The sequence below is a fragment of the Pseudomonas migulae genome, assembly GCF_043225285.1.
In the GTDB taxonomy this organism is placed as follows: domain Bacteria; phylum Pseudomonadota; class Gammaproteobacteria; order Pseudomonadales; family Pseudomonadaceae; genus Aquipseudomonas; species Aquipseudomonas migulae_C.
The window spans coordinates 3,711,928-3,737,844 of sequence record NZ_CP171224.1 but is presented as its reverse complement, the minus strand read 5'-3'; the positions used below and the strand labels follow the sequence as shown (position 1 = coordinate 3,737,844).

Annotated in this window: 28 protein-coding genes; 11 read left to right on the top strand and 17 right to left on the bottom strand. The window is 60.3% G+C overall.

Annotated features, from left to right (window positions below; all coding sequences use genetic code 11):
* Window positions 1–114: 114 nt before the first annotated feature.
* The 7 genes from murA to ACF6ZU_RS17095 form a co-directional block, all read right to left on the bottom strand.
* Window positions 115–1,380, bottom strand: a complete 1,266-nt coding sequence (gene murA / locus ACF6ZU_RS17125) for a UDP-N-acetylglucosamine 1-carboxyvinyltransferase (RefSeq protein ID WP_223450704.1) — start codon at window positions 1,378–1,380, stop codon at window positions 115–117.
* Between the two features lie 22 nt (window positions 1,381–1,402).
* Complete coding sequence (locus ACF6ZU_RS17120) at window positions 1,403–1,642, bottom strand: BolA family protein (RefSeq protein ID WP_007901566.1); 240 nt, start codon at window positions 1,640–1,642, stop codon at window positions 1,403–1,405.
* A 113-nt stretch (window positions 1,643–1,755) separates the two neighbouring features.
* Window positions 1,756–2,061 carry a lipid asymmetry maintenance protein MlaB gene (locus ACF6ZU_RS17115; RefSeq protein WP_392885340.1) on the bottom strand — a complete coding sequence of 102 codons (306 nt, stop codon included), beginning with the start codon at window positions 2,059–2,061 and terminating at the stop codon, window positions 1,756–1,758.
* On the bottom strand, window positions 2,058–2,699 hold the full coding sequence (locus ACF6ZU_RS17110) for a phospholipid-binding protein MlaC (RefSeq protein ID WP_392885338.1): 642 nt from the start codon (window positions 2,697–2,699) through the stop codon (window positions 2,058–2,060). The genes ACF6ZU_RS17115 and ACF6ZU_RS17110 overlap by 4 nt, the downstream gene beginning before the upstream one ends.
* A gap of 11 nt (window positions 2,700–2,710) precedes the next feature.
* A complete protein-coding gene (gene mlaD / locus ACF6ZU_RS17105) occupies window positions 2,711–3,178 on the bottom strand; it encodes an outer membrane lipid asymmetry maintenance protein MlaD (protein ID WP_392885336.1) in 468 nt (155 codons plus the stop codon).
* Window positions 3,178–3,975, bottom strand: a complete 798-nt coding sequence (gene mlaE / locus ACF6ZU_RS17100) for a lipid asymmetry maintenance ABC transporter permease subunit MlaE (RefSeq protein ID WP_392885334.1) — start codon at window positions 3,973–3,975, stop codon at window positions 3,178–3,180. Before mlaE ends, mlaD begins: the two co-directional genes overlap by 1 nt.
* Complete coding sequence (locus ACF6ZU_RS17095; protein ID WP_392885332.1) at window positions 3,975–4,784, bottom strand: ATP-binding cassette domain-containing protein; 810 nt, start codon at window positions 4,782–4,784, stop codon at window positions 3,975–3,977. The genes mlaE and ACF6ZU_RS17095 overlap by 1 nt, the downstream gene beginning before the upstream one ends.
* 275 nt (window positions 4,785–5,059) lie before the next feature.
* Here ACF6ZU_RS17095 and ACF6ZU_RS17090 point away from each other — a divergent pair, with 275 nt between their 5' ends.
* The 10 genes from ACF6ZU_RS17090 to ACF6ZU_RS17045 all read left to right on the top strand — a co-directional run bounded on the left by ACF6ZU_RS17090 (window position 5,060) and on the right by ACF6ZU_RS17045 (window position 12,087).
* Entirely contained in the window at window positions 5,060–6,034 is a 975-nt protein-coding gene (locus ACF6ZU_RS17090) for a KpsF/GutQ family sugar-phosphate isomerase (protein ID WP_392885330.1), read from the top strand.
* Window positions 6,034–6,558: an HAD family hydrolase gene (locus tag ACF6ZU_RS17085; RefSeq protein WP_046026817.1), complete on the top strand. Its 525-nt coding sequence runs from the start codon at window positions 6,034–6,036 to the stop codon at window positions 6,556–6,558. Before ACF6ZU_RS17090 ends, ACF6ZU_RS17085 begins: the two co-directional genes overlap by 1 nt.
* A 7-nt stretch (window positions 6,559–6,565) precedes the next feature.
* Window positions 6,566–7,138, top strand: a complete 573-nt coding sequence (lptC, locus tag ACF6ZU_RS17080) for an LPS export ABC transporter periplasmic protein LptC (RefSeq protein WP_392885328.1) — start codon at window positions 6,566–6,568, stop codon at window positions 7,136–7,138.
* Window positions 7,125–7,673, top strand: coding sequence for a lipopolysaccharide transport periplasmic protein LptA (lptA, locus tag ACF6ZU_RS17075; RefSeq protein ID WP_392885326.1), 549 nt, complete (start codon window positions 7,125–7,127; stop codon window positions 7,671–7,673). The genes lptC and lptA overlap by 14 nt, the downstream gene beginning before the upstream one ends.
* Window positions 7,673–8,398, top strand: a complete 726-nt coding sequence (gene lptB, locus ACF6ZU_RS17070) for an LPS export ABC transporter ATP-binding protein (RefSeq protein WP_027924532.1) — start codon at window positions 7,673–7,675, stop codon at window positions 8,396–8,398. Before lptA ends, lptB begins: the two co-directional genes overlap by 1 nt.
* A gap of 184 nt (window positions 8,399–8,582) precedes the next feature.
* On the top strand, window positions 8,583–10,076 hold the full coding sequence (locus tag ACF6ZU_RS17065; RefSeq protein WP_310263900.1) for an RNA polymerase factor sigma-54: 1,494 nt from the start codon (window positions 8,583–8,585) through the stop codon (window positions 10,074–10,076).
* 74 nt (window positions 10,077–10,150) lie between these two features.
* Window positions 10,151–10,459, top strand: a complete 309-nt coding sequence (gene hpf, locus ACF6ZU_RS17060; RefSeq protein ID WP_392885323.1) for a ribosome hibernation-promoting factor, HPF/YfiA family — start codon at window positions 10,151–10,153, stop codon at window positions 10,457–10,459.
* Between the two features lie 12 nt (window positions 10,460–10,471).
* Window positions 10,472–10,936 carry a PTS IIA-like nitrogen regulatory protein PtsN gene (gene ptsN, locus ACF6ZU_RS17055; protein ID WP_392885321.1) on the top strand — a complete coding sequence of 155 codons (465 nt, stop codon included), beginning with the start codon at window positions 10,472–10,474 and terminating at the stop codon, window positions 10,934–10,936.
* Window positions 10,937–10,938: 2 nt separating this feature from the next.
* Window positions 10,939–11,796 (top strand): RNase adapter RapZ, encoded by an 858-nt coding sequence (gene rapZ, locus ACF6ZU_RS17050; RefSeq protein WP_392885319.1) that lies wholly within the window; start codon window positions 10,939–10,941, stop codon window positions 11,794–11,796.
* Between the two features lie 15 nt (window positions 11,797–11,811).
* A complete protein-coding gene (locus ACF6ZU_RS17045) occupies window positions 11,812–12,087 on the top strand; it encodes an HPr family phosphocarrier protein (RefSeq protein ID WP_392885318.1) in 276 nt (91 codons plus the stop codon).
* A 7-nt stretch (window positions 12,088–12,094) separates the two neighbouring features.
* Here ACF6ZU_RS17045 and ACF6ZU_RS17040 read toward each other — a convergent pair whose 3' ends face one another.
* From ACF6ZU_RS17040 to pmbA, 6 genes are all read right to left on the bottom strand, one after another.
* Complete coding sequence (locus ACF6ZU_RS17040; protein WP_392885316.1) at window positions 12,095–12,988, bottom strand: ZIP family metal transporter; 894 nt, start codon at window positions 12,986–12,988, stop codon at window positions 12,095–12,097.
* A 30-nt stretch (window positions 12,989–13,018) separates the two neighbouring features.
* Window positions 13,019–13,630: a superoxide dismutase gene (locus ACF6ZU_RS17035; protein WP_392885314.1), complete on the bottom strand. Its 612-nt coding sequence runs from the start codon at window positions 13,628–13,630 to the stop codon at window positions 13,019–13,021.
* Window position 13,631: 1 nt separating this feature from the next.
* Window positions 13,632–14,063 (bottom strand): hypothetical protein, encoded by a 432-nt coding sequence (locus tag ACF6ZU_RS17030; protein ID WP_392885312.1) that lies wholly within the window; start codon window positions 14,061–14,063, stop codon window positions 13,632–13,634.
* Between the two features lie 27 nt (window positions 14,064–14,090).
* On the bottom strand, window positions 14,091–15,467 hold the full coding sequence (locus ACF6ZU_RS17025; RefSeq protein ID WP_392885310.1) for a class II fumarate hydratase: 1,377 nt from the start codon (window positions 15,465–15,467) through the stop codon (window positions 14,091–14,093).
* The gene (locus ACF6ZU_RS17020) at window positions 15,448–15,855 is read right to left on the bottom strand and encodes a FagA protein (protein WP_392885309.1); all 408 of its coding nucleotides are present in this window, start codon (window positions 15,853–15,855) and stop codon (window positions 15,448–15,450) included. The genes ACF6ZU_RS17025 and ACF6ZU_RS17020 overlap by 20 nt, the downstream gene beginning before the upstream one ends.
* Before the next feature lie 224 nt (window positions 15,856–16,079).
* Window positions 16,080–17,426, bottom strand: a complete 1,347-nt coding sequence (gene pmbA, locus ACF6ZU_RS17015) for a metalloprotease PmbA (RefSeq protein WP_392885308.1) — start codon at window positions 17,424–17,426, stop codon at window positions 16,080–16,082.
* A gap of 108 nt (window positions 17,427–17,534) precedes the next feature.
* Here pmbA and yjgA point away from each other — a divergent pair, with 108 nt between their 5' ends.
* Window positions 17,535–18,059 carry a ribosome biogenesis factor YjgA gene (yjgA, locus tag ACF6ZU_RS17010; RefSeq protein WP_192227729.1) on the top strand — a complete coding sequence of 175 codons (525 nt, stop codon included), beginning with the start codon at window positions 17,535–17,537 and terminating at the stop codon, window positions 18,057–18,059.
* A gap of 49 nt (window positions 18,060–18,108) precedes the next feature.
* On the opposite strand, the gene tldD is transcribed toward yjgA, so the two are convergent.
* The 4 genes from tldD to rng all read right to left on the bottom strand — a co-directional run bounded on the left by tldD (window position 18,109) and on the right by rng (window position 25,911).
* Window positions 18,109–19,551, bottom strand: coding sequence for a metalloprotease TldD (gene tldD / locus ACF6ZU_RS17005; RefSeq protein WP_392885306.1), 1,443 nt, complete (start codon window positions 19,549–19,551; stop codon window positions 18,109–18,111).
* An 18-nt stretch (window positions 19,552–19,569) separates the two neighbouring features.
* A complete protein-coding gene (locus ACF6ZU_RS17000; protein ID WP_392893842.1) occupies window positions 19,570–20,418 on the bottom strand; it encodes a carbon-nitrogen hydrolase family protein in 849 nt (282 codons plus the stop codon).
* Between the two features lie 156 nt (window positions 20,419–20,574).
* Window positions 20,575–24,378: a YhdP family protein gene (locus ACF6ZU_RS16995; RefSeq protein WP_392885304.1), complete on the bottom strand. Its 3,804-nt coding sequence runs from the start codon at window positions 24,376–24,378 to the stop codon at window positions 20,575–20,577.
* A 75-nt stretch (window positions 24,379–24,453) separates the two neighbouring features.
* A complete protein-coding gene (rng, locus tag ACF6ZU_RS16990; protein ID WP_253436345.1) occupies window positions 24,454–25,911 on the bottom strand; it encodes a ribonuclease G in 1,458 nt (485 codons plus the stop codon).
* Window positions 25,912–25,917 lie beyond the last annotated feature (6 nt).

Below are 25,917 nucleotides of genomic sequence, written 5' to 3'. Positions count from 1 at the left end.
GCCCGGTCGCAAATGGCGCCGGACACACATCGAGGGCTCTCTCGATAATAAAAAAGAAGCCCTCGACTTGAAACGAATTCAACGGGCACATCCTTATGCCCATGCAGCAAAAAACTAGCCCGGTACGCGGCGGATCTTGGCGCCGAGCATCTGCAGTTTTTCTTCGATGCACTCGTAACCACGGTCAATGTGGTAGATGCGGTCGATCAGGGTGTCGCCTTCGGCGATCAGCGCCGAGATCACCAGGCTGGCCGAAGCACGCAGGTCGGTGGCCATGACTGGCGCGCCTTTCAGCTTCTCGGTACCGGTGACGATGGCGGTGTTGCCTTCGACCTGGATCTTGGCGCCCATGCGGTGCAGCTCGTAAACGTGCATGAAGCGGTTTTCGAAGATCGTCTCGATCACTGCGCCGGTGCCTTCGGCAATGGCGTTGAGGGAGATGAACTGCGCCTGCATGTCGGTCGGGAACGCCGGGTACGGAGCGGTCCGCACGTTGACGGCTTTCGGCCGCTTGCCGTGCATGTTCAGCTCGATCCAGTCTTCACCGCAGGTGATTTCGGCACCCGACTCGCGGAGTTTTTCCAGGACGGCTTCGAGGATGGTCGGATCCGTGTCCTTGACCTTGACGCGACCGCCGGTTACGGCAGCGGCAACCAGGTAGGTGCCGGTTTCGATACGGTCAGGCATCACTTTGTAAGTGGTGGTGTGCAGACGCTCGACGCCATCGATGGTGATGGTGTCGGTGCCGGCGCCAGAGATCTTGGCGCCCATGGCGATCAGGAAGTTCGCCAGGTCGACGACTTCAGGTTCGCGCGCGGCGTTGGCCAGGACGCTGCGACCCTTGGCCAGAGCGGCGGCCATCATGATGTTTTCGGTACCGGTCACGCTGACGGTGTCGAAGAAGAAGTGCGCACCGCGCAGGCCGCCTTCAGGCGCCTTGGCCTTGATGTAGCCGCCTTCGACGTCGATGACCGCACCCATGGCTTCAAGACCACGGATGTGCAGGTCCACCGGACGCGAACCGATGGCGCAACCGCCAGGCAGTGCCACTTCGGCTTCACCGAAGCGGGCAACCATCGGGCCCAGTACCAGGATCGACGCACGCATGGTTTTAACCAGTTCGTACGGAGCGATCAGGGTCTTGATGGTGCGCGGGTCGATTTCGACGCTGAGCTTCTCGTCGATCACCGGCTCGATGCCCATGCGGCCGAACAGCTCGATCATGGTGGTGATGTCGTGCAGGTGCGGCAGGTTGGCAACCGTGACCGGGCCATCGCACAGCAAGGTAGCCGCCAGAATCGGCAGGGCAGAGTTCTTTGCCCCGGAAATGCGGATCTCGCCATCAAGACGAGCGCCACCGGTAATAATCAATTTATCCATAAGAATCTCGACGCCCTTGGGCTCAGGTGCGCTCGGCCCAGGCCGCGCTGCTGAAAAATTTCATAGTGACCGCATGGATGCTGCCATCGGTGATCCATGGGTTCAAATGGGCATAGACCTGCTGCTGACGCTTCACCGGGCTCAACGCCGCCAGTTCATCGCTAATCACGTTCAGCTGGAAATTGCAGCCTTCGCCTTCAACTTCCACCTTCGTGTTTGGCAGCTTTCCTTCAAGGAAGCTCTTCACTTCTACGGCCTGCATGCTCAACCTCAATCGGCGCCCTGTGCGCGCGGGTCGGACATCATACAAAAAAGCCCCGCGCCTGCGAACCCCGCGAAGCAGGACTCTGACGGGGGGCTTCCTTGACGATGCGGTTAGGGATGCGCCAACAGCTCGGTCAGTTCGCTGACCTGAGCGATTTCGCGCATGTCTTCAGGCATCGCACGGATGCTCAGCGTCTTGCCGGCCTCCTGCGCATCACGGATGAAACACAGCAGCAACGACAAGCCGACACTGCTGGATTTCAGCACCGCCGAGCAATCCACCACCAGCGCAGTCGCCTTGCTGGCCTTGATCAGCGCCTGGCCCTGCTTGCGCAGGCCCGGGCCGGTGAGGTAATCCAGCATGCCGCTGAGCATCAACTCACCGGATTCGCTCATGCGAATGGCCGACACACTCATTGGGACTGTTTCTCGGTGGCTTCCTTGGCTTTGGCGACTTCACCGGCCCAACCATTGATGGTCTTGTCCAGGTCATTGCCATTGCGCTGCATCGCATCCGCGAACTGATCGCGGAACAGCTTACCGATGTTGATGCCATTGATGATCACGTTACGCAGCTTCCACTCGCCGTTGATCTTTTCCAGGGTGTAGGACACCGGATAGATCGCGCCGTTGCTGCCCTTGACCGTCATGCCAACGCTGGTGCGGTCTCCCGACTCATCCTTGGCCGGATCAACGGTGATGCCCTGGTTGTTGTACTCAAGCAGCGCATTGCCATAGAACTGGAACAGGCCTTTCTTGAAGTTCTCTTCAAAGGTCTTCATTTGCGCAGGCGTGGCCTTGCGCGAGTACTTGACCGTCATGATGCTCTTGGAAATGCCCTCGGCATCCACCACAGGCCCGACGATGGTATTCAGCGCCGTGTAGAAATCCTGCGGGTCCTGCTTGTACTTTTCTTTGTTGGCCGACAGATCGGCGAGCATCCGTGTCGTGGTGTCCTGTACCAGATCGTGCGCGGAAGGCGCCGCCACGGCGTTAGCCATCAACGGCAGGGCCGCGAGTAATATCAACAGGCCACGTCGCAAGGTAGAGATCATTCAAAAGCTCCTCATTTGGCGTCTTTGCTAACGGTATTGAGCAGGAATTTACCGATCAGGTCCTCGAGCACCAGCGACGACTGCGTGTCGTGGATGGTCCCACCATCCTTGAGCAGGCCTTCTTCGCCGCCCACGCTGATACCGATGTATTTCTCGCCCAACAGACCAGCAGTCAGAATAGATGCAGTGGAGTCGGTCGGCAGGTTATCTACACGCTTTTCCAGTTGCATCGTCACCCGACCGGTGAAGCTGTCGCGGTCCAGATCGATCGCTGTCACCTTGCCGATGGTCACACCGGCCATGGTCACTTTAGCTCTGACCGTCAAACCGGCGATATTGTCAAAATACGCATAAAGTTTATAGGAGTCAGTGGTTGGGCTCGGTGACAGGCCACTTACCCGCAACGCCAGCAACAGCAAAGCCAGGATGCCAGCCAGCAAGAAAAGGCCGACACCGATTTCCAGGGTGCGGTTTTGCATCAGAAATCTCCAAACATCAAGGCGGTCAGAATAAAGTCCAGGCCGAGCACAGCCAAAGAGGCATACACCACGGTCTTGGTAGTGGCACGACTGATCCCCTCGGAGGTGGGCTCGCAGTCATAGCCTTGGAATACGGCGATCCAGGTCACGACGAAGGCAAAGACGATACTTTTGATGATGCCGTTCAGCACATCGTCGGTAAACGTCACGCTGTTTTGCATGTTGGACCAGTAGGAACCTTCATACACACCCAGCCAGTCGACGGCCACCCACGAACCGCCCCAGATACCCACCACGCTGAAAATCATCGCCAGCACCGGCAGGGAAATGAAGCCGGCCCACAGGCGCGGGGCAATGATGTACTTGAGCGGGTCGACACCAATCATTTCCAGACTGGACAGCTGCTCGGTGGACTTCATGTTGCCGATTTCCGCCGTCAGCGCCGAACCGGCGCGTCCGGCGAACAGCAATGCCGTGACCACGGGGCCCAGTTCGCGCAGCAAGGTCAGGGCAACCATCTGCCCGACCGCTTGCTCCGAACCGTAGCTGGAGAGAATGTTGAACCCTTGCAGCGCCAGCACCATACCGATGAACACCCCGGAGACCACAATGATCACCAGGGACATCACGCCGACGGAGTGCAATTGCTTGACCAGCAGGCCGAAACCGCCGCCGATGCCGCCACGGCCCAGCAAAGCGTGGAACAGGAATATCGTCGAACGGCCGAACACCGCCAGCACGTCGATGCCGGCGTGACCGAACCGGCGCACGCGTTCTAAGAGTGGAATCTTGCGCATCAACGCTTCCCCAGTAGATCTGCGCGGTAATCCGTCGCTGGAAAGTGGTATGCGACCGGGCCGTCGGGTTCGCCGGTCATGAATTGGCGAATCCGTGGCTCTTGCGAGTTCATCAGTTCCTCAGGCGTGCCCTGCCCCAACACCTGGCCTTCACCGACCACATAGATGTAGTCGGCGATGCTCGCGGTCTCGGCCAGGTCGTGGGAAACCACGATGCTGGTGATGCCCAGGGCGTCGTTGAGCAGGCGGATCAGGCGTACCAATACGCCCATGGCGATCGGGTCCTGGCCGACGAAGGGCTCGTCGTACATGAGGATTTGCGGATCGAGGGCAATCGCCCGGGCCAGCGCGACCCGGCGCTTCATACCGCCGGACAGCTCTTCGGGCATCAGGTCGATGGCGCCACGCAGGCCGACGGCCTGTAATTTGAGCAGCACGATGTCCCGGATCATTTCTTCCGGAAGCTCGGTATGAACGCGTAGCGGGAAGGCGACGTTCTCGAACACGTCGAGATCGGTAAACAGTGCGCCACTCTGGAACAGCACACCCATGTGCTTGCGCGCATCGAACAGATCGCTGCGCGAGAGTTTCGGCAGGTTCTGACCGTTGACCCAGACTTCGCCCTTGGTCGGACGCAACTGGGCGCCCATCAAACGCAACAGTGTGGTCTTGCCACACCCGGAAGGCCCCATGATGCCGGTGACCTTGCCGCGCGGAATACGGATATCGACGTTATTGAAAATGCTGCGCGCACCGCGCTTGAAGGACAGTCCCTTCAGCTCGACCGCGTAGGCGTTATCGGCACTCATCTAAACTCCTTGCGATGCAGCCTCTCACTCGGACGCCTGTCTTTCTGACGAAAGCACATACCTCCCGGGCAGGCCGAACTGGCGGCGAACTATATCACTGCAAAGGCCAAGCGCCCAAGGGCCAAGCCAGTGCATGTTCGGCAAAGCGACTGGCAAAAAGCTTCATTTAGAGGGATTAGGTAACAGGGAATGTCAAAGCGCGACGAACTTGCGTGAGGGTTTTGATCATTACCGCTATAATCGCCGCCTTTTCATCAGGCTATACGATTTCAGACATGAGCCAATCCAGCGACCTGATTCAATCAGCACAACGCACCATCCGCCTCGAACTGGAAGCCGTACAAGGCTTGCTGCCCCATATCGACGCTGATTTCGTACGCGCTTGCGAGATGATTCTGGCCAGTAAAGGCCGCGTGGTCGTGGTCGGCATGGGCAAATCGGGGCACATCGGCAACAAGATCGCCGCGACCCTGGCCAGCACCGGCACCACGGCTTTTTTCGTGCACCCGGCCGAAGCCAGCCACGGCGACATGGGCATGATCACCCGCGACGACATCATTCTCGCCCTGTCGAACTCAGGTTCCACCAATGAAATCGTCACCCTGCTGCCACTGATCAAGCGCCTGGGCATCCAGTTGATCAGCGTGACCGGTAACCCTGACTCGCCGCTGGCCAAGGCCGCCGAGGTCAACCTCAACGTGCACGTTGAACACGAAGCCTGTCCGCTGAACCTGGCACCGACGTCGTCGACCACCGCAGCTCTCGTCATGGGTGATGCCCTGGCCGTTGCGTTGCTGGAAGCACGCGGTTTTACCGCGGAAGACTTCGCATTCTCTCATCCGGGCGGTGCGCTGGGCCGGCGTTTGCTGCTCAAAGTGGAAACCGTGATGCATGCGGGCGACGAGTTGCCGCAAGTCAAACGTGGCACGCTGCTCAAAGACGCACTGATGGAAATGACCCGCAAGGGCCTGGGCATGACCGCAATCGTGGAAGCCGACGGCAAACTCGCCGGGATCTTCACGGACGGTGACTTGCGTCGCACCCTGGACCGCACGATCGATATTCATCACACGACCATCGACGAGGTCATGACCGCTCACGGAAAAACCGCCCGCGCCGATATGCTGGCAGCCGAAGCACTGAAAATCATGGAAGATCATCGAATCAACGCCTTGGTAGTGGTGGACAAGGAGGACCGTCCGATCGGCGCCTTCAACCTGTCCGATCTGCTTCGCGCAGGAGTAATGTAATGAGCTCGGACCTGTTGCAACGTGGCAAACAGATCAAACTGGCGGTCTTCGACGTCGACGGCGTCCTGACCGACGGGCGCCTGTACTTCCTTGAGGACGGCAGCGAATTCAAGACCTTCAATACGCTCGACGGCCAGGGCATCAAGATGCTGATGGCAGCCGGCGTACAGACCGCTATCATCAGCGGTCGCAAGACCCCGGTGGTCGAACGACGGGCGAAGAACCTCGGTATTCCGCACCTTTATCAGGGGCGCGAAGATAAACTGGTGGTACTCGACGAGCTACTGGCCCAACTCAACCTGAGCTATGAGCAAGTCGCCTACCTCGGTGACGACCTGCCAGACCTGCCGGTGATACGCCGCGTCGGCCTGGGCATGGCGGTGGCCAATGCCGCCAGCTTCGTACGCGAACATGCCCACGGCATCACCCAGGCCCGTGGTGGCGAAGGTGCCGCCCGCGAATTCTGCGAATTGATCCTGCGCGCCCAGGGCCGCCTCGATGCGGCCAACGCCGCGTACCTGTGAGCCGACTATGCTGAGCAAGAAATTTCGCAACATCCTGGTGTTTGGTTGCATCGCGGCTATTTTTGCTGCGGTGGGCTACTGGAACATCAGCCCGGAACGCTTCCTCGACAAACCAGTGGCAAAGGTGGATGAAAGCGCGATCGACTATTACGCCACCAACGCCCACAGCGTGCAGTTCCTGCCGGACGGCAAGTTGCAGTATGAAATGACGTCCGACAAGGTCGAACACCTGAAAGCGACCGAGGTGACGCTGCTGACCAATCCCGACGTGAACCTGTTCCGTGGCACCGAATTCCCCTGGCATGTCCAGAGCGAGCGCGGCGAAGTCAACCCGGACGGCACCCAGGTCGAACTGATCGATTCGGTACGCATCACGCGTTTTGACGAAAAGAACCGCAAGACCCTGATTACCAGCACTCGCATGACAGTGTTCCCGCAGCAGCAATATGCGCAGACCGACCAACCCGTTAGAATCGACGGCGCTGGTGGTGTCTCGACTGGCAAGGGAATGAAAGCGTATTTGAAAGAAAGCAGGATACACCTGCTATCGAACGTAAGAGGACAGTATGAGGCTCGTTAAAACTCTCCCTATTTTGCTCGGTCTGGGCGCAGCACTGGGAAGCGTGAGCGCCTGGGCTCTGCCGAACGATCAGCAGCAGCCGATCCGTATCCAGGCCGACGACGCCCAACTGGACGACAAGAATGGCATCGCCACTTATAAAGGCGACGTGATCATTACCCAAGGCTCGATGAAGGTCACCGGCAACACTGTGACCATGACCCGCACCCCTGCGGGCGACATCGACGTGGTGACTTCGGTGGGCAACCTCGCCTACTTCGAGCAACTGCAGACAGCGGGCGACACCAAGCCGGTCCAGGGCTGGGGCGTCACCATCCAGTATCACGCTGCTCAAGACCGCGTCGTGCTGATCGATCGCGCCAAGGTTGTCGACAAGGACGGTAACGTCACCCAGGGCGAGAAAATCGTCTACGACACCAACAAAAAGCTCGCCACCGCTGGCCGCGCCACGGGCACCAACGTGACCGAATCGCGTCCGCGCATCGACATGGTGATCCAGCCGAAAAAGAAAACCGACGAGCAAAAGGCCCAGTAATGGCAACTCTGAAAGCTCAGCATCTGGCCAAGAGCTACAAGAGCCGCCAGGTCGTGCGCGACGTCAGCCTGTCCATCGACAGCGGTCAGATCGTCGGCCTGCTTGGCCCTAACGGTGCCGGTAAAACCACGTGCTTCTACATGATCGTCGGCCTGGTCCAGGCCGATCAGGGCCGCGTCCTGATCGATGATCTGGATGTCAGCCACCAGCCGATGCACGGTCGTGCAAAGGCCGGTATCGGCTATCTTCCGCAGGAAGCGTCGATCTTCCGCAAACTCTCGGTCGCCGACAACATCATGGCGATCCTCGAGACGCGCAAGGAACTCGACAAGGCCGGTCGTCGCAAGGAGCTGGAAAGCCTGCTGCAGGAATTCCACATCAGCCACATCCGCGACAACCTCGGCATGAGCCTGTCCGGTGGTGAGCGCCGCCGCGTGGAAATCGCCCGGGCACTGGCGACCAACCCGAAATTCATCCTCCTCGACGAACCCTTCGCCGGTGTGGACCCGATCTCGGTCGGCGACATCAAACAGATCATCTACCACCTCAAGGCCAAGGGCATTGGTGTGCTGATCACTGACCACAACGTCCGTGAAACCCTGGATATCTGCGAAACCGCCTACATCGTCAACGATGGCCAGCTGATCGCCGAAGGTGACTCTGCCACCATCCTGGCCAACGACCTGGTCAAGGAAGTGTATCTGGGCCACGAGTTCCGCCTGTAAGCACTGAGGTGTCTGGCGAGTCGCTCAAGCGCTTGTCTCGATAAAAAATCAATGGTTTTTTATTGTTACAGCGCTCTAGGCAAACGCTACGGTTTCGGGCATATAATTTGCTTATGTTTGGCGCTCCGGCGCCCTGTAGTGGATGGCGCATGTGCGCCGGCGAATAAGGTGTTAAGCCCCTGCCATGAAACCATCGCTAGTCTTGAGAATGGGCCAGCAGCTGACGATGACACCGCAGCTGCAACAGGCCATCCGCCTGCTCCAATTGTCGACCCTGGACCTGCAACAGGAAATCCAGGAGGCCCTGGAGTCCAATCCGATGCTCGAACGCCAGGAAGAAGGCGACGACTTCGATAACGCCGACCCCCTGGCCGACAAAGCCGAACAGCAACCCAATGCCGATGTTTCGGAACCCTCCTACCAGGAAACCGCCCCGACGGTGGACAACCTCGAGGAAGGCGACTGGAACGAGCGCATTCCCAACGAACTGCCCGTCGACACCGCCTGGGAAGACGTCTACCAGACCAGCGCCAGCAGCCTGCCGAGCAACGATGACGACGAGTGGGATTTCACCACCCGCACATCCGCCGGTGAAAGCCTGCAAAGCCACCTGCTGTGGCAGTTGAACCTGGCGCCGATGTCCGACACCGATCGCCTGATCGCCGTGACCCTGATCGACTGCATCAACAATCAGGGCTACCTGGACGAAACCCTCGAGGAGATCCTCGAAGCCTTCGATCCGGAACTGGACATCGAACTGGACGAAATCGAAGCCGTCCTGCACCGCATCCAGCAATTCGAACCGGCCGGCATCGGCGCTCGCAACCTGGGTGAATGCCTGTTGCTGCAACTGCGCCAGCTGTCCGCCAAGACGCCTTGGCTGGCCGAGGCCAAGCGCCTGGTCAGCGACTACATCGACCTGCTCGGCAGCCGCGACTACAGCCAGCTGATGCGTCGCATGAAACTCAAGGAAGATGAACTGCGCCAGGTCATCGAACTGGTCCAGAGCCTCAACCCGCGCCCGGGCTCGCAGATCGAGTCCAGCGAAGCCGAATACGTGGTTCCCGACGTGATCGTGCGCAAGGACAACGAACGCTGGCTGGTAGAGCTTAACCAGGAGTCGGTGCCACGCTTGCGGGTCAACGCCCAGTACGCCGGTTTCGTACGCCGCGCCGACACCAGCGCCGACAACACCTTCATGCGCAATCAGTTGCAGGAAGCCCGCTGGTTCATCAAGAGCCTGCAAAGCCGCAACGAAACCCTGATGAAAGTAGCCACCCAGATCGTCGAGCATCAGCGCGGTTTTCTGGAATATGGCGACGAAGCGATGAAGCCGTTGGTACTGCATGACATCGCAGAAGCGGTAGGCATGCACGAATCGACGATTTCCCGGGTGACCACGCAAAAATTCATGCATACCCCTCGGGGCATATATGAGCTGAAATACTTTTTCTCCAGCCACGTCAGCACCTCCGAAGGCGGTGAATGCTCGTCCACGGCCATCCGCGCGATCATCAAAAAACTGGTTGCCGCGGAAAATCAGAAAAAGCCGTTGAGTGACAGCAAGATCGCTGGTTTACTGGAGGCACAAGGCATTCAGGTGGCTCGCCGCACCGTCGCCAAGTACCGCGAATCCCTCGGGATCGCGCCTTCGAGCGAACGCAAGCGGTTGATGTAGAGCCACGCCACAGCGTTCCAGTGGCAGATCATCTGGTCTGCCGCTTTATGCACTGGCAACGAAGGAGAAGCTGTATGCAAGTCAACATCAGTGGACACCAACTGGAAGTGACCGAACCTCTTCGCACCTACATCGGCGAAAAACTCGAACGGTTAGAGAGGCATTTCGACAAGATCACCAACGTGCAGGTCACGATGACGGTCGAAAAGCTCAAGCAGAAAATCGAAGCCACGCTGCATATTCCCGGCAATGAAGTCGTCGCCAACGCGGAACATACCGATATGTACGCGGCGATCGATGCATTGACCGACAAGCTGGATAAACAACTCAAAAAGCATAAGGAAAAGACCCAGAGGCTCCTCCAGGGCGCGACCGGTCGTTAACACTCCCAACCCATGATCCGACTTGAAAGCATCCTGACCCCCGGCCGTTCCCTCGTGAACGTGCCGGGCGGCAGCAAAAAGAAAGCCCTCGAGCAAATTGCCAATCTGATCGCCCGCGAAGTGCCGGCTCTGGAGATGCAAGATGTCTTCGAGGCTTTGATTGCCCGTGAAAAACTCGGCTCGACCGGTTTTGGTAACGGCATTGCCATCCCCCACTGTCGGCTTAAAGGTTGCACCTCGCCCATCAGTGCATTGATGCACCTGGATGCTCCCATCGATTTCGACGCCATCGACGGCGCCCCGGTTGACCTGCTGTTCGTACTGCTGGTCCCGGAAGCTGCTACCGATGCGCATCTTGAATTGCTCCGCCAGATCGCCAGCATGCTTGATCGCAAGGACGTCCGTGATCGCCTGCGTAGCGCCCCGAGCAATGAAGCCTTGTATCAGGTCGTCCTGGACGAGCAAAACGGGCACTAATCATGCGCTTGATCATCGTCAGTGGCCGTTCCGGCTCAGGTAAAAGTACCGCGCTCGACGTGCTCGAGGACAACGGCTATTACTGCATTGACAACCTGCCCGCCGGGTTGCTGCCGGAACTGGCCGAACGTGCACTGATTCACACCGAACTGGCGCAACCGCTGGTGGCCGTCTCCATCGACGCGCGCAACTTGCCGAGCCATCTGAGCCGCTTTCCGGAATTGCTCGAAGAAGTCCGCAGCCGGCATATCCAGTGTGATGTGTTGTACCTGGACGCCGACGAAGAAACTTTGCTAAAGCGTTTTTCGGAAACCCGTCGCCGCCATCCGTTGAGTAGCGCCAATCGCTCGCTGGCCGAAGCGATCAACGATGAAACCAACCTGCTCGGGCCGATTGCTGACCTTGCCGATCTCAAGGTCAACACCACCAATCTGAACCTGTACCAGTTGCGCGATACCATCAAGCTGCGCCTGCTGAACCAGCCGGAACCCGGCACAGCGTTCTTGGTGGAGTCTTTCGGATTCAAGCGCGGCATGCCGGTGGACGCGGACCTGGTGTTCGACGTGCGTTGCCTGCCGAACCCTTATTGGAAACCCGAGCTGCGCGAGCAGTCCGGACTGGATCTACCCGTTGCCGAGTACCTGGCAGCCCAGCCTGATGTCGAAGAGATGTTCCAGGACATTTCCTCCTACCTGCTCAAATGGCTACCGCGCTTTGCCGCCAGCAACCGTGCCTATGTCACGATTGCCATTGGCTGCACCGGCGGGCATCACCGCTCCGTCTACCTGACCGAACGTCTGGGTCAGGCCCTGCAAAAAACCCTGAAGAACGTCCAGGTTCGCCACCGCGACCTCAGCTAAAGGATCCACATCGCGATGCCTGCTCTGGAAATCGAAATCATCAACAAGCTGGGCTTGCATGCCCGGGCTTCCGCCAAATTCGTGGGTGTCGCCGGCGAGTTCAAAGACTGCACAATCAGAGTCGGACGAACGCCGGAATCCACGGTCGACGGCAAAAGCATCATGGCAATGATGATGCTCGCTGCGGGCAAAGGCACCAAAATCTATATCAGCACCGAAGGCGAAGACGAGCAAAAAGCGCTGGATGCACTGACGGACTTGATTAACCGTTACTTCGACGAAGGCGAATAACGCTCGCCTAGGCGAGCGCGGTATCCATCACCATCATCAAGCAAAACCCGATCAGCAACCCAAGGCTGGCCAGCTTGTCGTGACCATGGCGTCGCGACTCGGGGATCACTTCATGGGTCACCACCAGCAGCATTGCCCCCGCCGCCAGCGCCAGGCCCAATGGCAAGAGCAACTCGGCCAGGCTCACCAGCCAGGCACACAACAGTGCAAAGACCGGTTCGACCAACCCTGACGCCGCACCGATCAGGAAGGCCTTGACCCGCGACATCCCTGCCCCGGCCAATACCAACGCAATCACCAGTCCTTCCGGCACATCCTGCAAGGCGATGCCCATGGCCAGGCTGTCGGCATCAGGCATGCCGCCACCCGCCGAGACCCCGACCGCCATGCCTTCGGGAATGTTGTGGGCAATGATGGCGAAAACGAACAACCAGATCCGTGGCGGTATGACCGGACGCTCCGGTGTACCTACGAGCATTTCCGGCGAAGCGCCAGACACCTTTCGATCGACCAGAAACAACCCGAACGCCCCGAGCATGATGCCGAAGCTGATCAGGCCACTGGCCGCCCAAGGCGTCAGCCCCAGGTTTTCGGCCGCAGAGATGCCCGGAACGATCAGCGAAAACGCTGTCGCTGCGAGCATCACCCCGGCACCGAAGCCGAGCAGCGTATCGCTGACTGCCTGAGGCATGCGCCGAATCACCAACACGGGCACCGCGCCCAATGCCGTACCCAAAGCGCAGATCGCACCGCCCTGTAACGCACGCAGCAGTTTCGGTTCAAGGTCCAGCCACGCCAGGCCCTGGGCGACCAACAAGCTTATTCCCGCCAGCAGTAACAACGATCCAAACGCGTAACGAAACATTCGTCCACTTCCGATCGCCAGTGTTTCAGTGCCCATAGTCAGACCTGGATTGTTTTTATAGAAGACTTAAACCAGTGCAGCCTGATAGCGCGCAGCGACTTCGGGCCAATTGATCACGTTGTAAAAGGCGTTGATGTATTCCGGACGGCGGTTTTGGTATTGCAGGTAATAGGCGTGCTCCCAGACATCCAGACCGAGGATCGGCGTATTGCCGTTCATCAACGGGCTGTCCTGGTTACCGCTGCTTTCCACCACCAGGGTCTTTTGCGGGGTCACACTCAACCAGGCCCAGCCACTGCCGAAACGGGTCAGGGCGGCTTTGGTGAACGCCTCCTTGAAACTGTCGAGGCCACCCAATTGTGCGTCGATCGCGGCAGCCAGTTCGCCATCCGGTTGTCCGCCGCCGTTGGGCACCATGACTTCCCAGAACAATGAGTGGTTGGCATGACCGCCACCCTGGTTGATCACCGCCGCGCGAAGCTTTTCCGGCAACTGCTGGACGGCGGCTACCAGTTTTTCCACCGGCCACTCGGCGAATTCGGTGCCTTCGACAGCCGCGTTGAGGTTGTTGATGTAGGTCTGGTGGTGCTTGGTGTAGTGGATTTCCATGGTCTGCGCATCGATGTGCGGTTCCAGGGCATCGTAGGCGTACGGCAAGGCAGGCAAGCTAAAAGCCATTTCAGTGGACTCCATGGTGTAGAGGCGCAGGGGGCGAGGCGGCATCGATGTGCAGCAAACGATGAGTGCGTGGGTATTCGCCGTGTTCGCTGATGAAATTCAGCAATTCGACGTAGGTTTTGCTGCTCTGGCGCAGCGCCGCTTCGCGCAACGCCGGTGACAGTCGCGGGTCCTGCATGGTCTTCAACAGCCGCTGATGGATAGCGCACAGGTACTCGACGCTCTCCTCCGGCTGGTTCAGGCGCAAATGCAAGTCCGCCAGGTTGTGGTGGGAAATCACGCAGGCCGCCACCGCTTCGTCGGCATCCGCCCAGCGCTCGAACAACACCTGGGCCAGGGCCAATGCCTGCAGGTAAGCCTCACGGGCATCCACCAGTTCGCCCAGCATGAAACAGCGGTTTGCCCTTTCGATCGTGCGTTTCCAGTGCTCCATGATGAGCCTCCAAAGCGGTTACGGTGATTACACGCCGCCAGCCGTGAGCTTTTCCGGATTGAGCAAGTCTTCCAGTTGGCCACGGGTCAGCTCGGTGTGTTCCAGCGCGACATCGATGACCGGACGGCCCTGCTGATAAGCCTTCTTGGCGATTTCAGCAGCTTTCTGGTAACCAATGATCGGGTTGAGTGCAGTGACTAGTATCGGGTTGCGCGACAGTGCTTCCTTGAGCCGGGCCTCGTTGACCTTGAAGCTGGCGATCGCCTTTTCACCGAGCAAGTGGCTGGAATTGGCCAGCAACTCGATGCTGCTCAGCAGGTTCTGGGCGATGATCGGCAACATCACGTTCAGTTCGAAATTGCCCGACTGGCCGGCGATGGTGATCACCGTGTCATTGCCGATCACTTGCGCGGCGACCATGGCGGTGGCTTCCGGGATCACCGGATTGACCTTGCCGGGCATGATCGACGAGCCTGGCTGCAAGGCTTCGAGCTCGATTTCACCAAGGCCTGCCAGTGGACCGGAGTTCATCCAGCGCAAGTCGTTGGCGATTTTCATCAACGACACAGCGGTGGCTTTCAGTTGCCCGGAGACCGCAACGGCGGTGTCCTGAGAGCCGATCAGTGCGAACAGATCAGTGCCCGGCGTGAACTGCACCTGAGTCAGCTTGGTCAACTGCTGGCTGAAAAGCTCGGCGAATCGTGGGTGCGCGTTGATACCGGTGCCCACCGCCGTACCGCCTTGAGCCAGGGATTGCAGACTCGGCAGCAGATCCTGCAAATGGCCGACATTGGCCTTCAACTGTTGCGCCCAGCCGTTGAGCACCTGGCTCATGCGCACCGGCATCGCGTCCATCAAGTGCGTACGCCCGGTCTTGACGTGGTGGTGAACCTCTTCAGCCTTGCGCTCGATTACTTCCACCAGACGCACCAGCCCCGGCAACAGTTGCTCATGCAACGCCAGCGCCGCGCTGACATGGATGGTGGTCGGGATGATGTCGTTGCTGCTCTGGCCGCAATTGACGTGGTCGTTCGGGTTCACCGGCTCACCGAGCAAACGGCTGGCCAGGGTGGCGATCACTTCGTTGGCGTTCATGTTGGAGCTGGTGCCGGACCCGGTCTGGAAGATATCCACCGGGAAGTGCTGCATGAAATCGTCCTTGAGCAAACCCAGCGCCGCTTCGACGATGGCATTGCCCTGGGATTCACTGATCTGCTCGAGTTCGATGTTGGCCCGGGCGGCGGCGGCCTTGGCCAGGATCAACGCGCGGATGAACTGCACCGGCATCGGTTTGCCGCTGATCGGGAAGTTATCCACCGCACGCTGGGTCTGTGCGCCGTAGAGGGCGTCTACCGGGACCTGAAGCTCGCCCATGCTGTCGCGCTCAATACGAGTCTTGTTCATCAGAAAATCCTTGCACCAGTTCTATGAGAGGAATCGAGGGTTGCAACTCGCAGGTCGCCAGTTGCCAGGTGTAGCGTTGCCAGCGCTTGAGGCGGCATTTGCACAGCGAGAGGTTTTCGAGTTCACGGAGCGGGCGCCATGCCTGATCCAGGCAGTAGGTGCGCCAGTGCCACGGCAGCGCGACATCGGCGGCCGTGTCGAGCAGCAAACGGAAAGAGGTTTCGGCGATGGTCCAGGGGGAAGTGGCCGTACAACACGCCAGATAACGGCCTTCAGCCAGGTAATGCTCGATCAGGCGAGGCTCGTCGGGATCCATCGCGCAACGGATCTGGCGACTCATCCAGCGCCAGCTTTCGAGGTAAGGCTGCTCGTGCAAGGCAGAACTCATGATCCGGGGCTCATTCGGTAATGAGATTTATTATTAGATGATAATGAGAACCAAAACAACCCCGATAAAGTAGGAGCGAGCTTGCTCGCGATGGTGTGTCAGTCGACATCAATTTTGCTGACACACCATCGCGAGCAGGCTCGCTCCTACAAGGGACGATGCCAGCCCAATAAAAAAGGCGCGCCACCCATTGGGTGGCGCGCCTTCTGTGTAGCGGTTGCGGGTTAGCTGCCCGCGACAGTCATCCGCTCGATCAGCACCGATCCCGTGCGAATGTTGCTGCGCAGTTCGAGGTCATTACCCACCGCGACGATCTGCTTGAACATGTCGCGCATGTTGCCGGCGATGGTCACTTCCTGCACCGCGAACTGGATTTCGCCATTCTCGACCCAGTACCCCGCCGCACCGCGAGAGTAATCGCCAGTGACCATGTTCAGGCCCTGCCCCATCAGCTCGGTGACCAGCAGACCACGGCCCATGCGGCGCAGCAACGCTGCCTGGTCTTCGTCGCCGTGGGTGACGAACAGGTTGTGCACGCCGCCGGCGTTGGCCGTGCTCGGCATGCCGAGCTTGCGACCGGAATAGGTGCCGAGGATGTAGGACACCAACTCGCCTTTTTCGACGAACGGTTTGGCGTAGGTCGCCAGACCATCGCCATCAAATGCCGAGCTGCCCATCGCGCGCATCAGATGCGGACGCTCATCGATGGTCAACCATTCCGGGAACAGCTTCTGCCCGAGGGTGCCCTCAAGGAACGATGACTTGCGATAAAGGCTGCCGCCGGAAATCGCAGAGAGGAAACTACCGAACAAACCACCGGCCAGCTCCGCGGAAAACAGCACCGGCACTTCACAGGTCGGCACCGGGCGCGCGCCCAGACGGCTCGCCGCACGCTGCGCGGCACGCTGGCCGATGCTTACCGGGTCGGCCAGCAGATTGCCCTGACGGTTCACGTCGTACCAGTAATCGCGCTGCATCTGGCCGTCAGCCTCGGCGATCATCACGCAGCTCAGGCTGTGACGCGTCGAGGCGTAACCGCCGATGAAACCGTGGCTGTTGCCGTAAACACGGCAGCCTTGATGGGTGCTAAGCGTGGTGCCATCAGCGTTCTTGATCCGCGCGTCGGCATCGAATGCCGCGGCCTCGCAGAGCAACGCTTTTTCGATGGCCTGTTCCGGGGTGATGTCCCACTGGTGGAACAGATCGAAATCCTGCAGATCACGCGCCATCAGCGCGGCATCCGCCAGGCCCGAGGCCTCGTCTTCGGAGGTGTGCTTGGCAATGGCCAGCGCCGCCGCCACGGTTTCGCGAATGGCCTCCGGACCGCTGGCCGACGTGCTGGCCGAACCTTTGCGCTGACCGACGTACAAGGTGATGCCAAAGCCCTGGTCGCGGTTGAATTCGACGGTTTCGACTTCACGCTGGCGCACCGAAGTCGACAGGCCCTGCTCCAGGGACACCGCCACTTCACAGGCACTGGCGCCCTGGCGCCTGGCTTCAGCGATGATCTGCTCGACCTGTTCCTGCAGTGCCGGCAACGCTTGTGGGCCGACGCTTTCAACTGCACTCATGCTGTTCTCCACTCAAATTCTGCTTTCGGTATAGGCCTTCGAGCGACCGGGCCGGACAAGCGGCCCCCGACTGGTTATCATGGCGGCGTTTCTTTGCGGACGGCCACCATGGTTGATTCTTACGACGACTCCCTCGATACGGGAGAAAAAAGCAAATCCCAGGTTAAACGCGAGCTGCATGCTCTGGTTGACCTCGGCGAACGCCTTACAACGCTCAAGCCTGACTTGCTGGCAAAACTGCCATTGACCGACGCTCTGCGCCGGGCTCTGGGCGATGCGCCCAAGCACACCGCGAATATCGCGCGTAAACGGCACCTCATGTTCATCGGCAAACTGATGCGCGATCAGGACACTGACGCCATTCTCACGTTGCTCGATCAACTCGATGCCTCCACCCGGCAGTACAACGAACGTTTCCATGGCCTGGAACGCTGGCGCGATCGCTTGATCGCGGGCGACGATGCGGTCCTGGAGAAGTTCGTGTTCGACTACCCGGAGGCTGATCGTCAGCAGTTGCGCTCCCTGATCCGTCAGGCCCAGCACGAACTGGCGACCAACAAGCCGCCGGCGTCGAGCCGTAAAATCTTCAAGTACATCCGTGAGCTGGACGAGACTCAACGCGGTCTGCGTTAAATCTCTTCCCGGGTGAGTCGCGACGCGGCCCACCCGGAGCTCCATCCCTTTACGATCCTGTGCCACCCACAGTGATCGCATCGATTTTCAACGTTGGCTGGCCGACACCCACCGGCACCGACTGCCCGTCCTTGCCGCACGTGCCCACGCCACTGTCCAGCGACAGATCGTTGCCGACCATCGACACCTTGCTCATCGCCTCCGGCCCATTGCCGATCAACGTCGCACCTTTGACCGGCGCGGTAATCTTGCCGTCTTCGATCAGGTACGCCTCGCTGGTGGAGAACACGAACTTGCCGCTGGTGATGTCCACCTGGCCACCGCCGAGGTTGGCGCAGTAGATGCCGCGCTTCACCGAAGCAATGATTTCCGCCGGATCGCTCTCGCCCGCCAGCATGTAGGTGTTGGTCATGCGCGGCATCGGCAGGTGCGCGTAGGATTCGCGACGACCGTTGCCCGTGCGGGCCACGCCCATCAGGCGTGCGTTGAGCTTGTCCTGCATGTAGCCCTTGAGTACGCCGTTTTCGATCAGCGTGGTGCACTCGGTCGGCGTGCCTTCGTCGTCGACACTCAGCGAACCGCGACGGCCGGCCAGCGTGCCGTCATCGACGATGGTGCAGAGTTTCGACGCAACCATTTCGCCCATGCGCCCGCTGTAGGCAGAGCTGCCCTTGCGGTTGAAATCGCCTTCCAGGCCATGGCCGACCGCTTCGTGCAACAGCACGCCGGACCAGCCCGACCCCAGCACCACCGGCAACGTACCGGCAGGCGCCGGGATGGCTTCAAGGTTGACCAGCGCCTGACGCAACGCTTCACGGGCGTAGCCCATGGCGCGGTCGTCGCTGAGGAAATAACGGTAATCGGTACGCCCGCCGCCGCCATGGCCACCGCGCTCGCGACGACCGTTCTGCTCAACGATCACGCTGACGTTGAAGCGCACCAACGGCCGTACATCCGCCGCCAGGCTGCCGTCGGTGGACGCCACCAGAATGCGTTCCCACACGCCAGCCATGCTCACGGTCACTTGCTGGATACGCGGGTCGAGGGCGCGGGTGGCGACGTCGATGCGCTTGAGCAGTTCGACTTTCTCGGCGCGGGTCATCACTTCCAGCGGGTTGTCGGGCCCGTACAACTGGGCGACATCCTGAGAGGTGAACGCCTGCACCGTGCCGTTCTGCCCGGCGCGGGAGATCGACCGCGCCGCGCGAGCCGCCGCGCCGAGGGCTTCGAGGGTGATGGCGTTGCTGTAGGCAAAACCGGTTTTCTCACCCGATTGCGCGCGCACGCCAACGCCCTGGTCAAGGTTGAAGCTGCCTTCCTTGACGATGCCGTCTTCCAGCGCCCAGGACTCGGAAATCTGCCCCTGGAAATACAGGTCGGCGGCATCGATGCCCGGGCCGGCCAGATCGCCGAGCACACCTTGCAGGCTCTCGATGGTCACGCCGCCAGGCGCTAACAGGTGGTCACTGACTGAGGACAACAACTCGCTCATATGCTTTACGCCTTAAATTCATCGTTCTGAGGCAGGTCGCTGGGCGCCCTGCGAGAAAAAGCGCCGGTGACTGGACACCGGCATCCGCGCCCGGATGGACGCCTGTTCGCTGCTATCGCGTTCGGCCAGCAGCACGGCCTCGCCTTGATCCTGTTGCGCCAGCACACGGCCCCACGGGTCGATAATCGCGGCATGCCCGTAAGTTTCCCGCGGCCCCGGATGCGTTCCACCCTGGGCGGCCGCGAGTACATAACACTGAGTCTCGATGGCCCGCGCGCGAATCAGCACCTCCCAATGTGCCGCGCCAGTCACTGCGGTAAAGGCCGACGGCGCGGTAATCAACTCCGCGCCGGCAGCGCGCAATTCGCTGTACAGCTCCGGGAAGCGCAGGTCATAACAGACCGTCAGGCCGACTCGACCGACGGGCGTGTCCGCCACCACCACCCCACTGCCATAAGCATAGTCATCGGATTCGCGATAACGCCCGCGGTTGTCCGCCACATCCACATCGAACAGGTGCAGCTTGTCGTAGCGCGCCACCGTCTCGCCCCGGTCGTCGACCAGCAGCGAGCAGGCATGCACTTTCGCCGCCGGCTGATCCGCCGGCGGCAACGGCAAGGTGCCGGCCACTATCCATAACTTGAGGTCGCGGGCGGTCTGTTTCAACCACGGCAGGATCGGCCCCTCACCCAACGCCTCGGCGCGGCCGATCTCGGCAATGTCGCGACGACCCATGGCGGCGAAGTTTTCCGGCAGCACGGCCAGCTTTGCGCCCTCGGCGGCCGCCTGTTCGAGCAGCCGACGGGCCTGGGCCAGATTGGCCAGGACATCGCTCTGGCTGACCATTTGAATCACCGCAAAATACATATCGACATCAACCTTGTAGGAGCGAGCTCGCTCGCGATGGACGTGAACGATAACGCGGGGTGCCAGGTTAAACGCGTTGCCCATGCGTTTTTCGCGAGCAAGCTCGCTCCTACAGAGGGGAACGTCGTTAGGGCCATGCTACTCCATCGGCACGCTTCAAAAAGGTTTGTCGAAGGTGATTTTCGGCTCTTTCCATGGACCTTTGACGGTGTATTTCACGCTGGCGAAGCGCGCCACACGGTCGCCGATCAGCTTGTCGATCAGGAACAACGCGCCGCCGATCGCCGGAGCGCCGACGATCAGCGCGGCAATCGGCAAGTTGTTTGTCACCGGCAAGGTCACCAGCAGTTTCGCATCGACCTGATCGTTGACCAGATCCAGCTTGCCATTGAGTTCCAGATTGCTCGACGGGCCGGTCAGCACGATCGGCTCACGTGTGTCGTAAACCCCGCGATTCGCGACCAGCAGCCCCTTGACCCGGTCGTAACTCAGACCTTTGCCGAACAGATCGGAGAAGTCCAGGCGCAAGCGACGGCCAATGGAGTTGAAGTTCAGCAGGCCAAACACCCGCAACGCCTGCGCGCCGCCTTCCACCTCAACGAACTGGCCTTTATTCAGCGAGGCGTCGAGGGTCCCGGAGAAACGCTTGGTGGCCAGCCAGGCCGGTGAGCCAGGCCAGTTGCCATCGACGTCCATATGAAACTCTTCACTGGTGACACTCGGCGCAAAACCCCAGCCTTTGAGCACATCCGCGAGGTTCTTGCCGCTGATCCGCCCCTTGTACCAACTGGTGGACGCACCGGGCGCGCCTTCCCAGCCGCCGCTGCCCTGCAACAGAATGCCCTTGAGGCCCAGATCCAGCGAATTGAGCGCAATGCCCTTGGCGGTCGGACGCACTTTCAGCGACCAGCCACCCACCAGATCCTGCCCCTGGAACAATTGATTGATGGTGATATCCAGCGCCGGGATCTTGGTCGGGTCCACGGAAGCCAGCGGATCCGGCGAGTTTTCATCGGCCAGGACCGTCGGGTCCGGCGCCGGCAGACGCACGTATTGCAGATTGACCACGATCGGCGTGGCTTTCGCATCCGGGATGCCAACGGTGCCCTTGACCTGCTGGCTGTCGAGCTGCAAGGCCCACGCACTCGGCTTACGGTTCAATTGCACCGACGCCTGATCCAGCGTGGTACCGACGCCGCTGAGCTTGCCGACCTTGAAGTCGGCGCTGCTGAGCAATTGCTTGGCGCTGCCGCCCGGATCCTGGCCGGCATACTTGTCCACCAGGTCCTTCCATGGGCCGACGTCCAGTTCCGACAGTACGCCCCGCACCCGCAGGCCTTTGGCGCCCGGCAACACGGCATCGCCGCCGCCGAGGAACAGTTCGCCGCGACCGTCGGCGAAATTGCCAGGTGGCGCCGCGAACGTGAAGCTCGCCAGGTCGCCATATTTGACCCAGTAGCGCCGCTCCTGCCCTTGCAGGGTCATGCGGAACATCGTATCGCGCCCGACATCGGCAGCCATGCCGAACGGCGCGGGCAAATCGACGGCAACGCCTTTGAGATCGGAATTGACCATCAACTGGCTGTCCGCACCGTCCAGGGTCAGTTGCAACTGATACGGGATCAGGCCGGACACTGGCAGCGGCTGGGTCACGCTCAGCCAGTCGGTGAGTTTCTTGACCTCGACCTGGCCTGAGGCGGCGACGCGCGTCTTGATATTACCCGGGCTGCCATCGGCGAAAATCTGTGCGGTGACAGGCTTGTCGAAGGCCCGGGCGCTGATGTTCTGCCCGCTCAAACCCTTGGCGCTGTCGAAGCGGAAATCGCCCTTGAGCTGAGTCAGCTCAAGCACCGGGTCGGCGAGTTTCAAGCGCGCCTTGGCGGTCTTGAAGTCAACGAGGATTTTCGGCTGTTCGCCTTTGGCCAGCGGAATATCCAGTTTCAGCTTGCCCTGCAGATCCCCCTCGCCTTCCCATCCGGCGAAGGTGGCAGCAGTACCAATCGGCGCTTCCTGGAGAATTTTCAGGCCATCGCCCAGTCCGCCGGCAAACCCGCCATCGAGGAGCAGGTGACTGCTTTGGCCAGCCGGAACGTGGGGAATGTTGACGTAAATGTCACGCACCTGGGTGTCGAGCAACTGGCCTTTGCTGGCCAGAATCCGTACACCGCTGTCCTCGACAAACACATCCCCCGAAACCTTGCTGACATGCGGCCAGCCCGGCTGGAAAGCCAGTTCGGCATCGTGAACCTTGAAGAACAGGCTGATGCTGCGATCAGTGTCGGCGGCACCGTGGTTCAGCGAGCCCTGATACTGGAAGAAACCTTCATCCACCGCGCCCTTGAGGATCGCCGTGCGCAGCCACTCGTCCAGCGCCGGACTGAGAACCGCCGGCAGGTACTTGGCGGTGTATTTGCCGTCGCCCTCGACCATGCCGACCCGCAGGTCCATGTAGTCTTCCTGGGTGTGGTCGAAGTGCAGGCGAATCAGGAAGTCGCCGGCAATCTTGCCCTCCTCGCCCAGCACCTTGAGGTACGGCGCGATCAGGGTGAAACCTTCTTTGTCGAGTTTCCAGGTCAGTCGGGCGTTGGCCTGAATGTATTGCCATGGCTTGGCGAAAATCGGGTCCAGGTGCAGGACAAAGTCCTTGCTGTCCATGCGCAGTTCGCCGTGACCGAGGTCACCGCTGATGCTGCCGCTGACATTTCGCGCGGCCGGGGCGCCGTGATAGGCATCAAAGCCGACCTGATCGAGGTTGGCGGCGAAGCTGACCTTGGTGTCATCGGTGGCGTTGGGCCGGAAGTCGACAAGCACGTTGCGCAAACCACCGGTCACCTTGAGTCGCTCAACGGCGGTGGCGACGCCTTCAGGCAACGGGCCCAGCGCGTTCAGCAGCGGCGTGAGCGGGGTGAGGTCGAGCCGGTCGGCTTGCAAATGCCAGAGCTCTTCGGTCTTCTCGGTGGCCAGGCTTTGCTTGAGTTGCAGGCGCGATTCCCAGCGAGTTTCGCCGAGGTTCATCGACAGGGAGTCGACAGTGACTGTCATACCCTCGGCACTGCGCTGGAAATAGCTGTTGAGCGCCAGGTTGTTGATCCGGATCGGCTTGCGCTCGGCGTAGGCACCCTTGAGCTGCGGTGCGTTCAAGCGCACGGCGGCGCTTTGCAGCGCACCTTTGTTCCAGTTGAACCAAAGTTCGCCGCCGGCCTTGATCTCGGAGAAGTTCCATTGCCGGGTCAGGCGCTCGGGCAGCCATTTCGACCAGTCGCTTTGCGGCAGGCTCAGGTAGGCATCGGCCTCGCCGTCCTTCCACTCGCTGGCGCGAATGCGTGTGCGCAGGCTCATGGCAACCGGCTGGCCATCGGGCAGGGTCAGCCGCGCGTCGAGGCGTTGACGGAAGGCGCCGGTTTTCAGGTTCAGGCCAACGTAGGTGAAGGTCAGCGGCGCCTGGTCCAGCGGTTGCAGCGTTACCTGGCTGTCGAGTACCGACAGTTGCTGGACCATTTGCATGCGATTGAGCAATTGCTCCGGGTCCAGCGGCTGATCCTGCTGTACCGGCAAACCTTCCAGCGCCCACTGACCGTCCGCGCCTTCCTTGAGGCTGATTTTCAGGCCGTTGAGTTCCAGGTGAGCGATGCGCACTTCGCGCGCCAGCAGGCTGGCCCAGAGATCCGGCACCGCGCGCACCTGATCCAGGCGCAAGGCGTTGGCGCCTTCGCCGACCATCACGTCGTGCGCCAGCAGAATCGGCGCGAAACCGCGCCAGTTGCCCTCCAGCTCACCAATGTGCAGCGGCATGCCCAAGGCTGCGCCGGCTTTGGTTTCGACCTCGGCCCGATACTCGGCCACCAGCGGCGTCAGCTCACGACCGAGACTGACGTAAAGCGCCATCAGTACCAAAGCCAACGCGCACAGGCCCAGACCCCAGCGGGTCAGTGCGGCCAAAATGCGTGTCAGACGCTCCATGTCAGTTGGCTCCCATGGCAAAAATGCTGCAAAAAGCTGAGGCCAGCCGTTCTAGTGAGGTTGAAACACAGCGATTCAGAGCAGCACCACGTCGTATTGTTCCTGGGAATACATGGTTTCCACCTGGAACCGAATGGTGCGACCGATAAAACCTTCCAGTTCGGCAACGTTGCCCGACTCTTCATCCAGCAGACGGTCGACGACTTTCTGGTTCGCCAATACACGATAGCCTTCCGCCTGATAGGCGCGAGCCTCACGGAGAATTTCGCGGAAGATTTCGTAGCAAACGGTTTCCGGCGTCTTGAGCTTGCCGCGCCCCTGGCAGCTGCTGCACGGTTCGCACAGCACTTGTTCAAGGCTTTCGCGGGTGCGCTTGCGGGTCATCTGCACCAGGCCCAACTCGGTGATGCCGATGATGTTGGTCTTGGCGTGATCGCGCTCCAGTTGTTTCTCCAGCGTGCGCAGGACCTGGCGCTGATGCTCTTCGTCTTCCATGTCGATGAAGTCGATGATGATGATCCCGCCCAGGTTGCGCAGGCGCAGCTGGCGAGCGATGGCGGTCGCGGCTTCGAGGTTGGTCTTGAAGATGGTTTCTTCAAGGTTGCGATGACCGACGAAGGCCCCGGTGTTGACGTCGATGGTGCTCATGGCTTCCGCCGGGTCCACCACCAGGTAACCGCCGGACTTCAGCGGCACTTTGCGTTCGAGGGCTTTCTGGATTTCGTCTTCGACGCCATACAGGTCGAAAATCGGCCGCTCGCCCGGGTAATGCTCCAGGCGATCGGCGATTTCCGGCATCAGTTCGGCGACGAACTGCGTGGTTTTCTGGAAGGTTTCCCGGGAATCGATGCGGATCTTCTCGATTTTCGGGCTCACCAGATCGCGCAAGGTGCGCAGCGCCAGGCCGAGGTCTTCGTAGATCACGCTCGGCGCGCTGATGGTTTTGATCTGCTCGCTGATCTGGTCCCAGAGCCGGCGCAGGTAGCGGATGTCCATGAGGATTTCATCGGCGCCCGCGCCTTCGGCAGCGGTCCGCAGGATGAACCCACCGGCTTCCTTGATGCCTTCTTTGGCCACGCAATCGGTGACCACTTGCTTGAGACGCTCGCGCTCGGCTTCGTCTTCGATCTTCAGGGAAATGCCGACATGCGCGGTGCGCGGCATGTACACCAGATACCGCGACGGGATCGACAGTTGCGTGGTCAGCCGTGCGCCCTTGGAACCGATCGGGTCCTTGGTGACTTGCACTACCAGGCTCTGGCCTTCGTGAACCAGCGCGCTGATGCTCTCGACCGCCGGACCTTCGCGCAGGGAAATTTCCGATGCATGAATGAACGCGGCGCGGTCCAGGCCGATGTCGACGAACGCCGCCTGCATGCCTGGCAATACCCGGACAACCTTGCCTTTGTAGATGTTGCCGACGATCCCGCGTTTTTGCGTGCGCTCGACGTGGACCTCTTGCAGGACACCGTTTTCAACCACCGCCACGCGCGATTCCATCGGCGTGATGTTGATCAGGATCTCTTCACTCATGGCAGG

What these genes read in the sequence shown, in the direction of transcription:
- ACF6ZU_RS17000 (WP_392893842.1), bottom strand. Translation starts at nt 20,418, where the DNA reads ATGTATTTTGCGGTGATTCAAATGGTCAGCCAGAGCGATGTCCTGGCC.
- pmbA (WP_392885308.1), bottom strand. Translation starts at nt 17,426, where the DNA reads ATGAGTGCAGTTGAAAGCGTCGGCCCACAAGCGTTGCCGGCACTGCAG.
- ACF6ZU_RS17110 (WP_392885338.1), bottom strand. Translation starts at nt 2,699, where the DNA reads ATGATCTCTACCTTGCGACGTGGCCTGTTGATATTACTCGCGGCCCTG.
- ACF6ZU_RS17115 (WP_392885340.1), bottom strand. Translation starts at nt 2,061, where the DNA reads ATGAGTGTGTCGGCCATTCGCATGAGCGAATCCGGTGAGTTGATGCTC.
- ACF6ZU_RS17065 (WP_310263900.1), top strand. Translation starts at nt 8,583, where the DNA reads ATGAAACCATCGCTAGTCTTGAGAATGGGCCAGCAGCTGACGATGACA.
- hpf (WP_392885323.1), top strand. Translation starts at nt 10,151, where the DNA reads ATGCAAGTCAACATCAGTGGACACCAACTGGAAGTGACCGAACCTCTT.
- rapZ (WP_392885319.1), top strand. Translation starts at nt 10,939, where the DNA reads ATGCGCTTGATCATCGTCAGTGGCCGTTCCGGCTCAGGTAAAAGTACC.
- tldD (WP_392885306.1), bottom strand. Translation starts at nt 19,551, where the DNA reads ATGAGCGAGTTGTTGTCCTCAGTCAGTGACCACCTGTTAGCGCCTGGC.
- ACF6ZU_RS16995 (WP_392885304.1), bottom strand. Translation starts at nt 24,378, where the DNA reads ATGGAGCGTCTGACACGCATTTTGGCCGCACTGACCCGCTGGGGTCTG.
- ACF6ZU_RS17095 (WP_392885332.1), bottom strand. Translation starts at nt 4,784, where the DNA reads ATGAGTGCCGATAACGCCTACGCGGTCGAGCTGAAGGGACTGTCCTTC.
- ACF6ZU_RS17030 (WP_392885312.1), bottom strand. Translation starts at nt 14,063, where the DNA reads ATGGAGCACTGGAAACGCACGATCGAAAGGGCAAACCGCTGTTTCATG.
- ACF6ZU_RS17020 (WP_392885309.1), bottom strand. Translation starts at nt 15,855, where the DNA reads ATGAGTTCTGCCTTGCACGAGCAGCCTTACCTCGAAAGCTGGCGCTGG.
- lptB (WP_027924532.1), top strand. Translation starts at nt 7,673, where the DNA reads ATGGCAACTCTGAAAGCTCAGCATCTGGCCAAGAGCTACAAGAGCCGC.
- lptC (WP_392885328.1), top strand. Translation starts at nt 6,566, where the DNA reads ATGCTGAGCAAGAAATTTCGCAACATCCTGGTGTTTGGTTGCATCGCG.
- rng (WP_253436345.1), bottom strand. Translation starts at nt 25,911, where the DNA reads ATGAGTGAAGAGATCCTGATCAACATCACGCCGATGGAATCGCGCGTG.
- ACF6ZU_RS17045 (WP_392885318.1), top strand. Translation starts at nt 11,812, where the DNA reads ATGCCTGCTCTGGAAATCGAAATCATCAACAAGCTGGGCTTGCATGCC.
- ACF6ZU_RS17090 (WP_392885330.1), top strand. Translation starts at nt 5,060, where the DNA reads ATGAGCCAATCCAGCGACCTGATTCAATCAGCACAACGCACCATCCGC.
- ACF6ZU_RS17025 (WP_392885310.1), bottom strand. Translation starts at nt 15,467, where the DNA reads ATGAACAAGACTCGTATTGAGCGCGACAGCATGGGCGAGCTTCAGGTC.
- mlaD (WP_392885336.1), bottom strand. Translation starts at nt 3,178, where the DNA reads ATGCAAAACCGCACCCTGGAAATCGGTGTCGGCCTTTTCTTGCTGGCT.
- ptsN (WP_392885321.1), top strand. Translation starts at nt 10,472, where the DNA reads ATGATCCGACTTGAAAGCATCCTGACCCCCGGCCGTTCCCTCGTGAAC.
- murA (WP_223450704.1), bottom strand. Translation starts at nt 1,380, where the DNA reads ATGGATAAATTGATTATTACCGGTGGCGCTCGTCTTGATGGCGAGATC.
- mlaE (WP_392885334.1), bottom strand. Translation starts at nt 3,975, where the DNA reads ATGCGCAAGATTCCACTCTTAGAACGCGTGCGCCGGTTCGGTCACGCC.
- ACF6ZU_RS17035 (WP_392885314.1), bottom strand. Translation starts at nt 13,630, where the DNA reads ATGGCTTTTAGCTTGCCTGCCTTGCCGTACGCCTACGATGCCCTGGAA.
- ACF6ZU_RS17120 (WP_007901566.1), bottom strand. Translation starts at nt 1,642, where the DNA reads ATGCAGGCCGTAGAAGTGAAGAGCTTCCTTGAAGGAAAGCTGCCAAAC.
- lptA (WP_392885326.1), top strand. Translation starts at nt 7,125, where the DNA reads ATGAGGCTCGTTAAAACTCTCCCTATTTTGCTCGGTCTGGGCGCAGCA.
- yjgA (WP_192227729.1), top strand. Translation starts at nt 17,535, where the DNA reads ATGGTTGATTCTTACGACGACTCCCTCGATACGGGAGAAAAAAGCAAA.
- ACF6ZU_RS17085 (WP_046026817.1), top strand. Translation starts at nt 6,034, where the DNA reads ATGAGCTCGGACCTGTTGCAACGTGGCAAACAGATCAAACTGGCGGTC.
- ACF6ZU_RS17040 (WP_392885316.1), bottom strand. Translation starts at nt 12,988, where the DNA reads ATGGGCACTGAAACACTGGCGATCGGAAGTGGACGAATGTTTCGTTAC.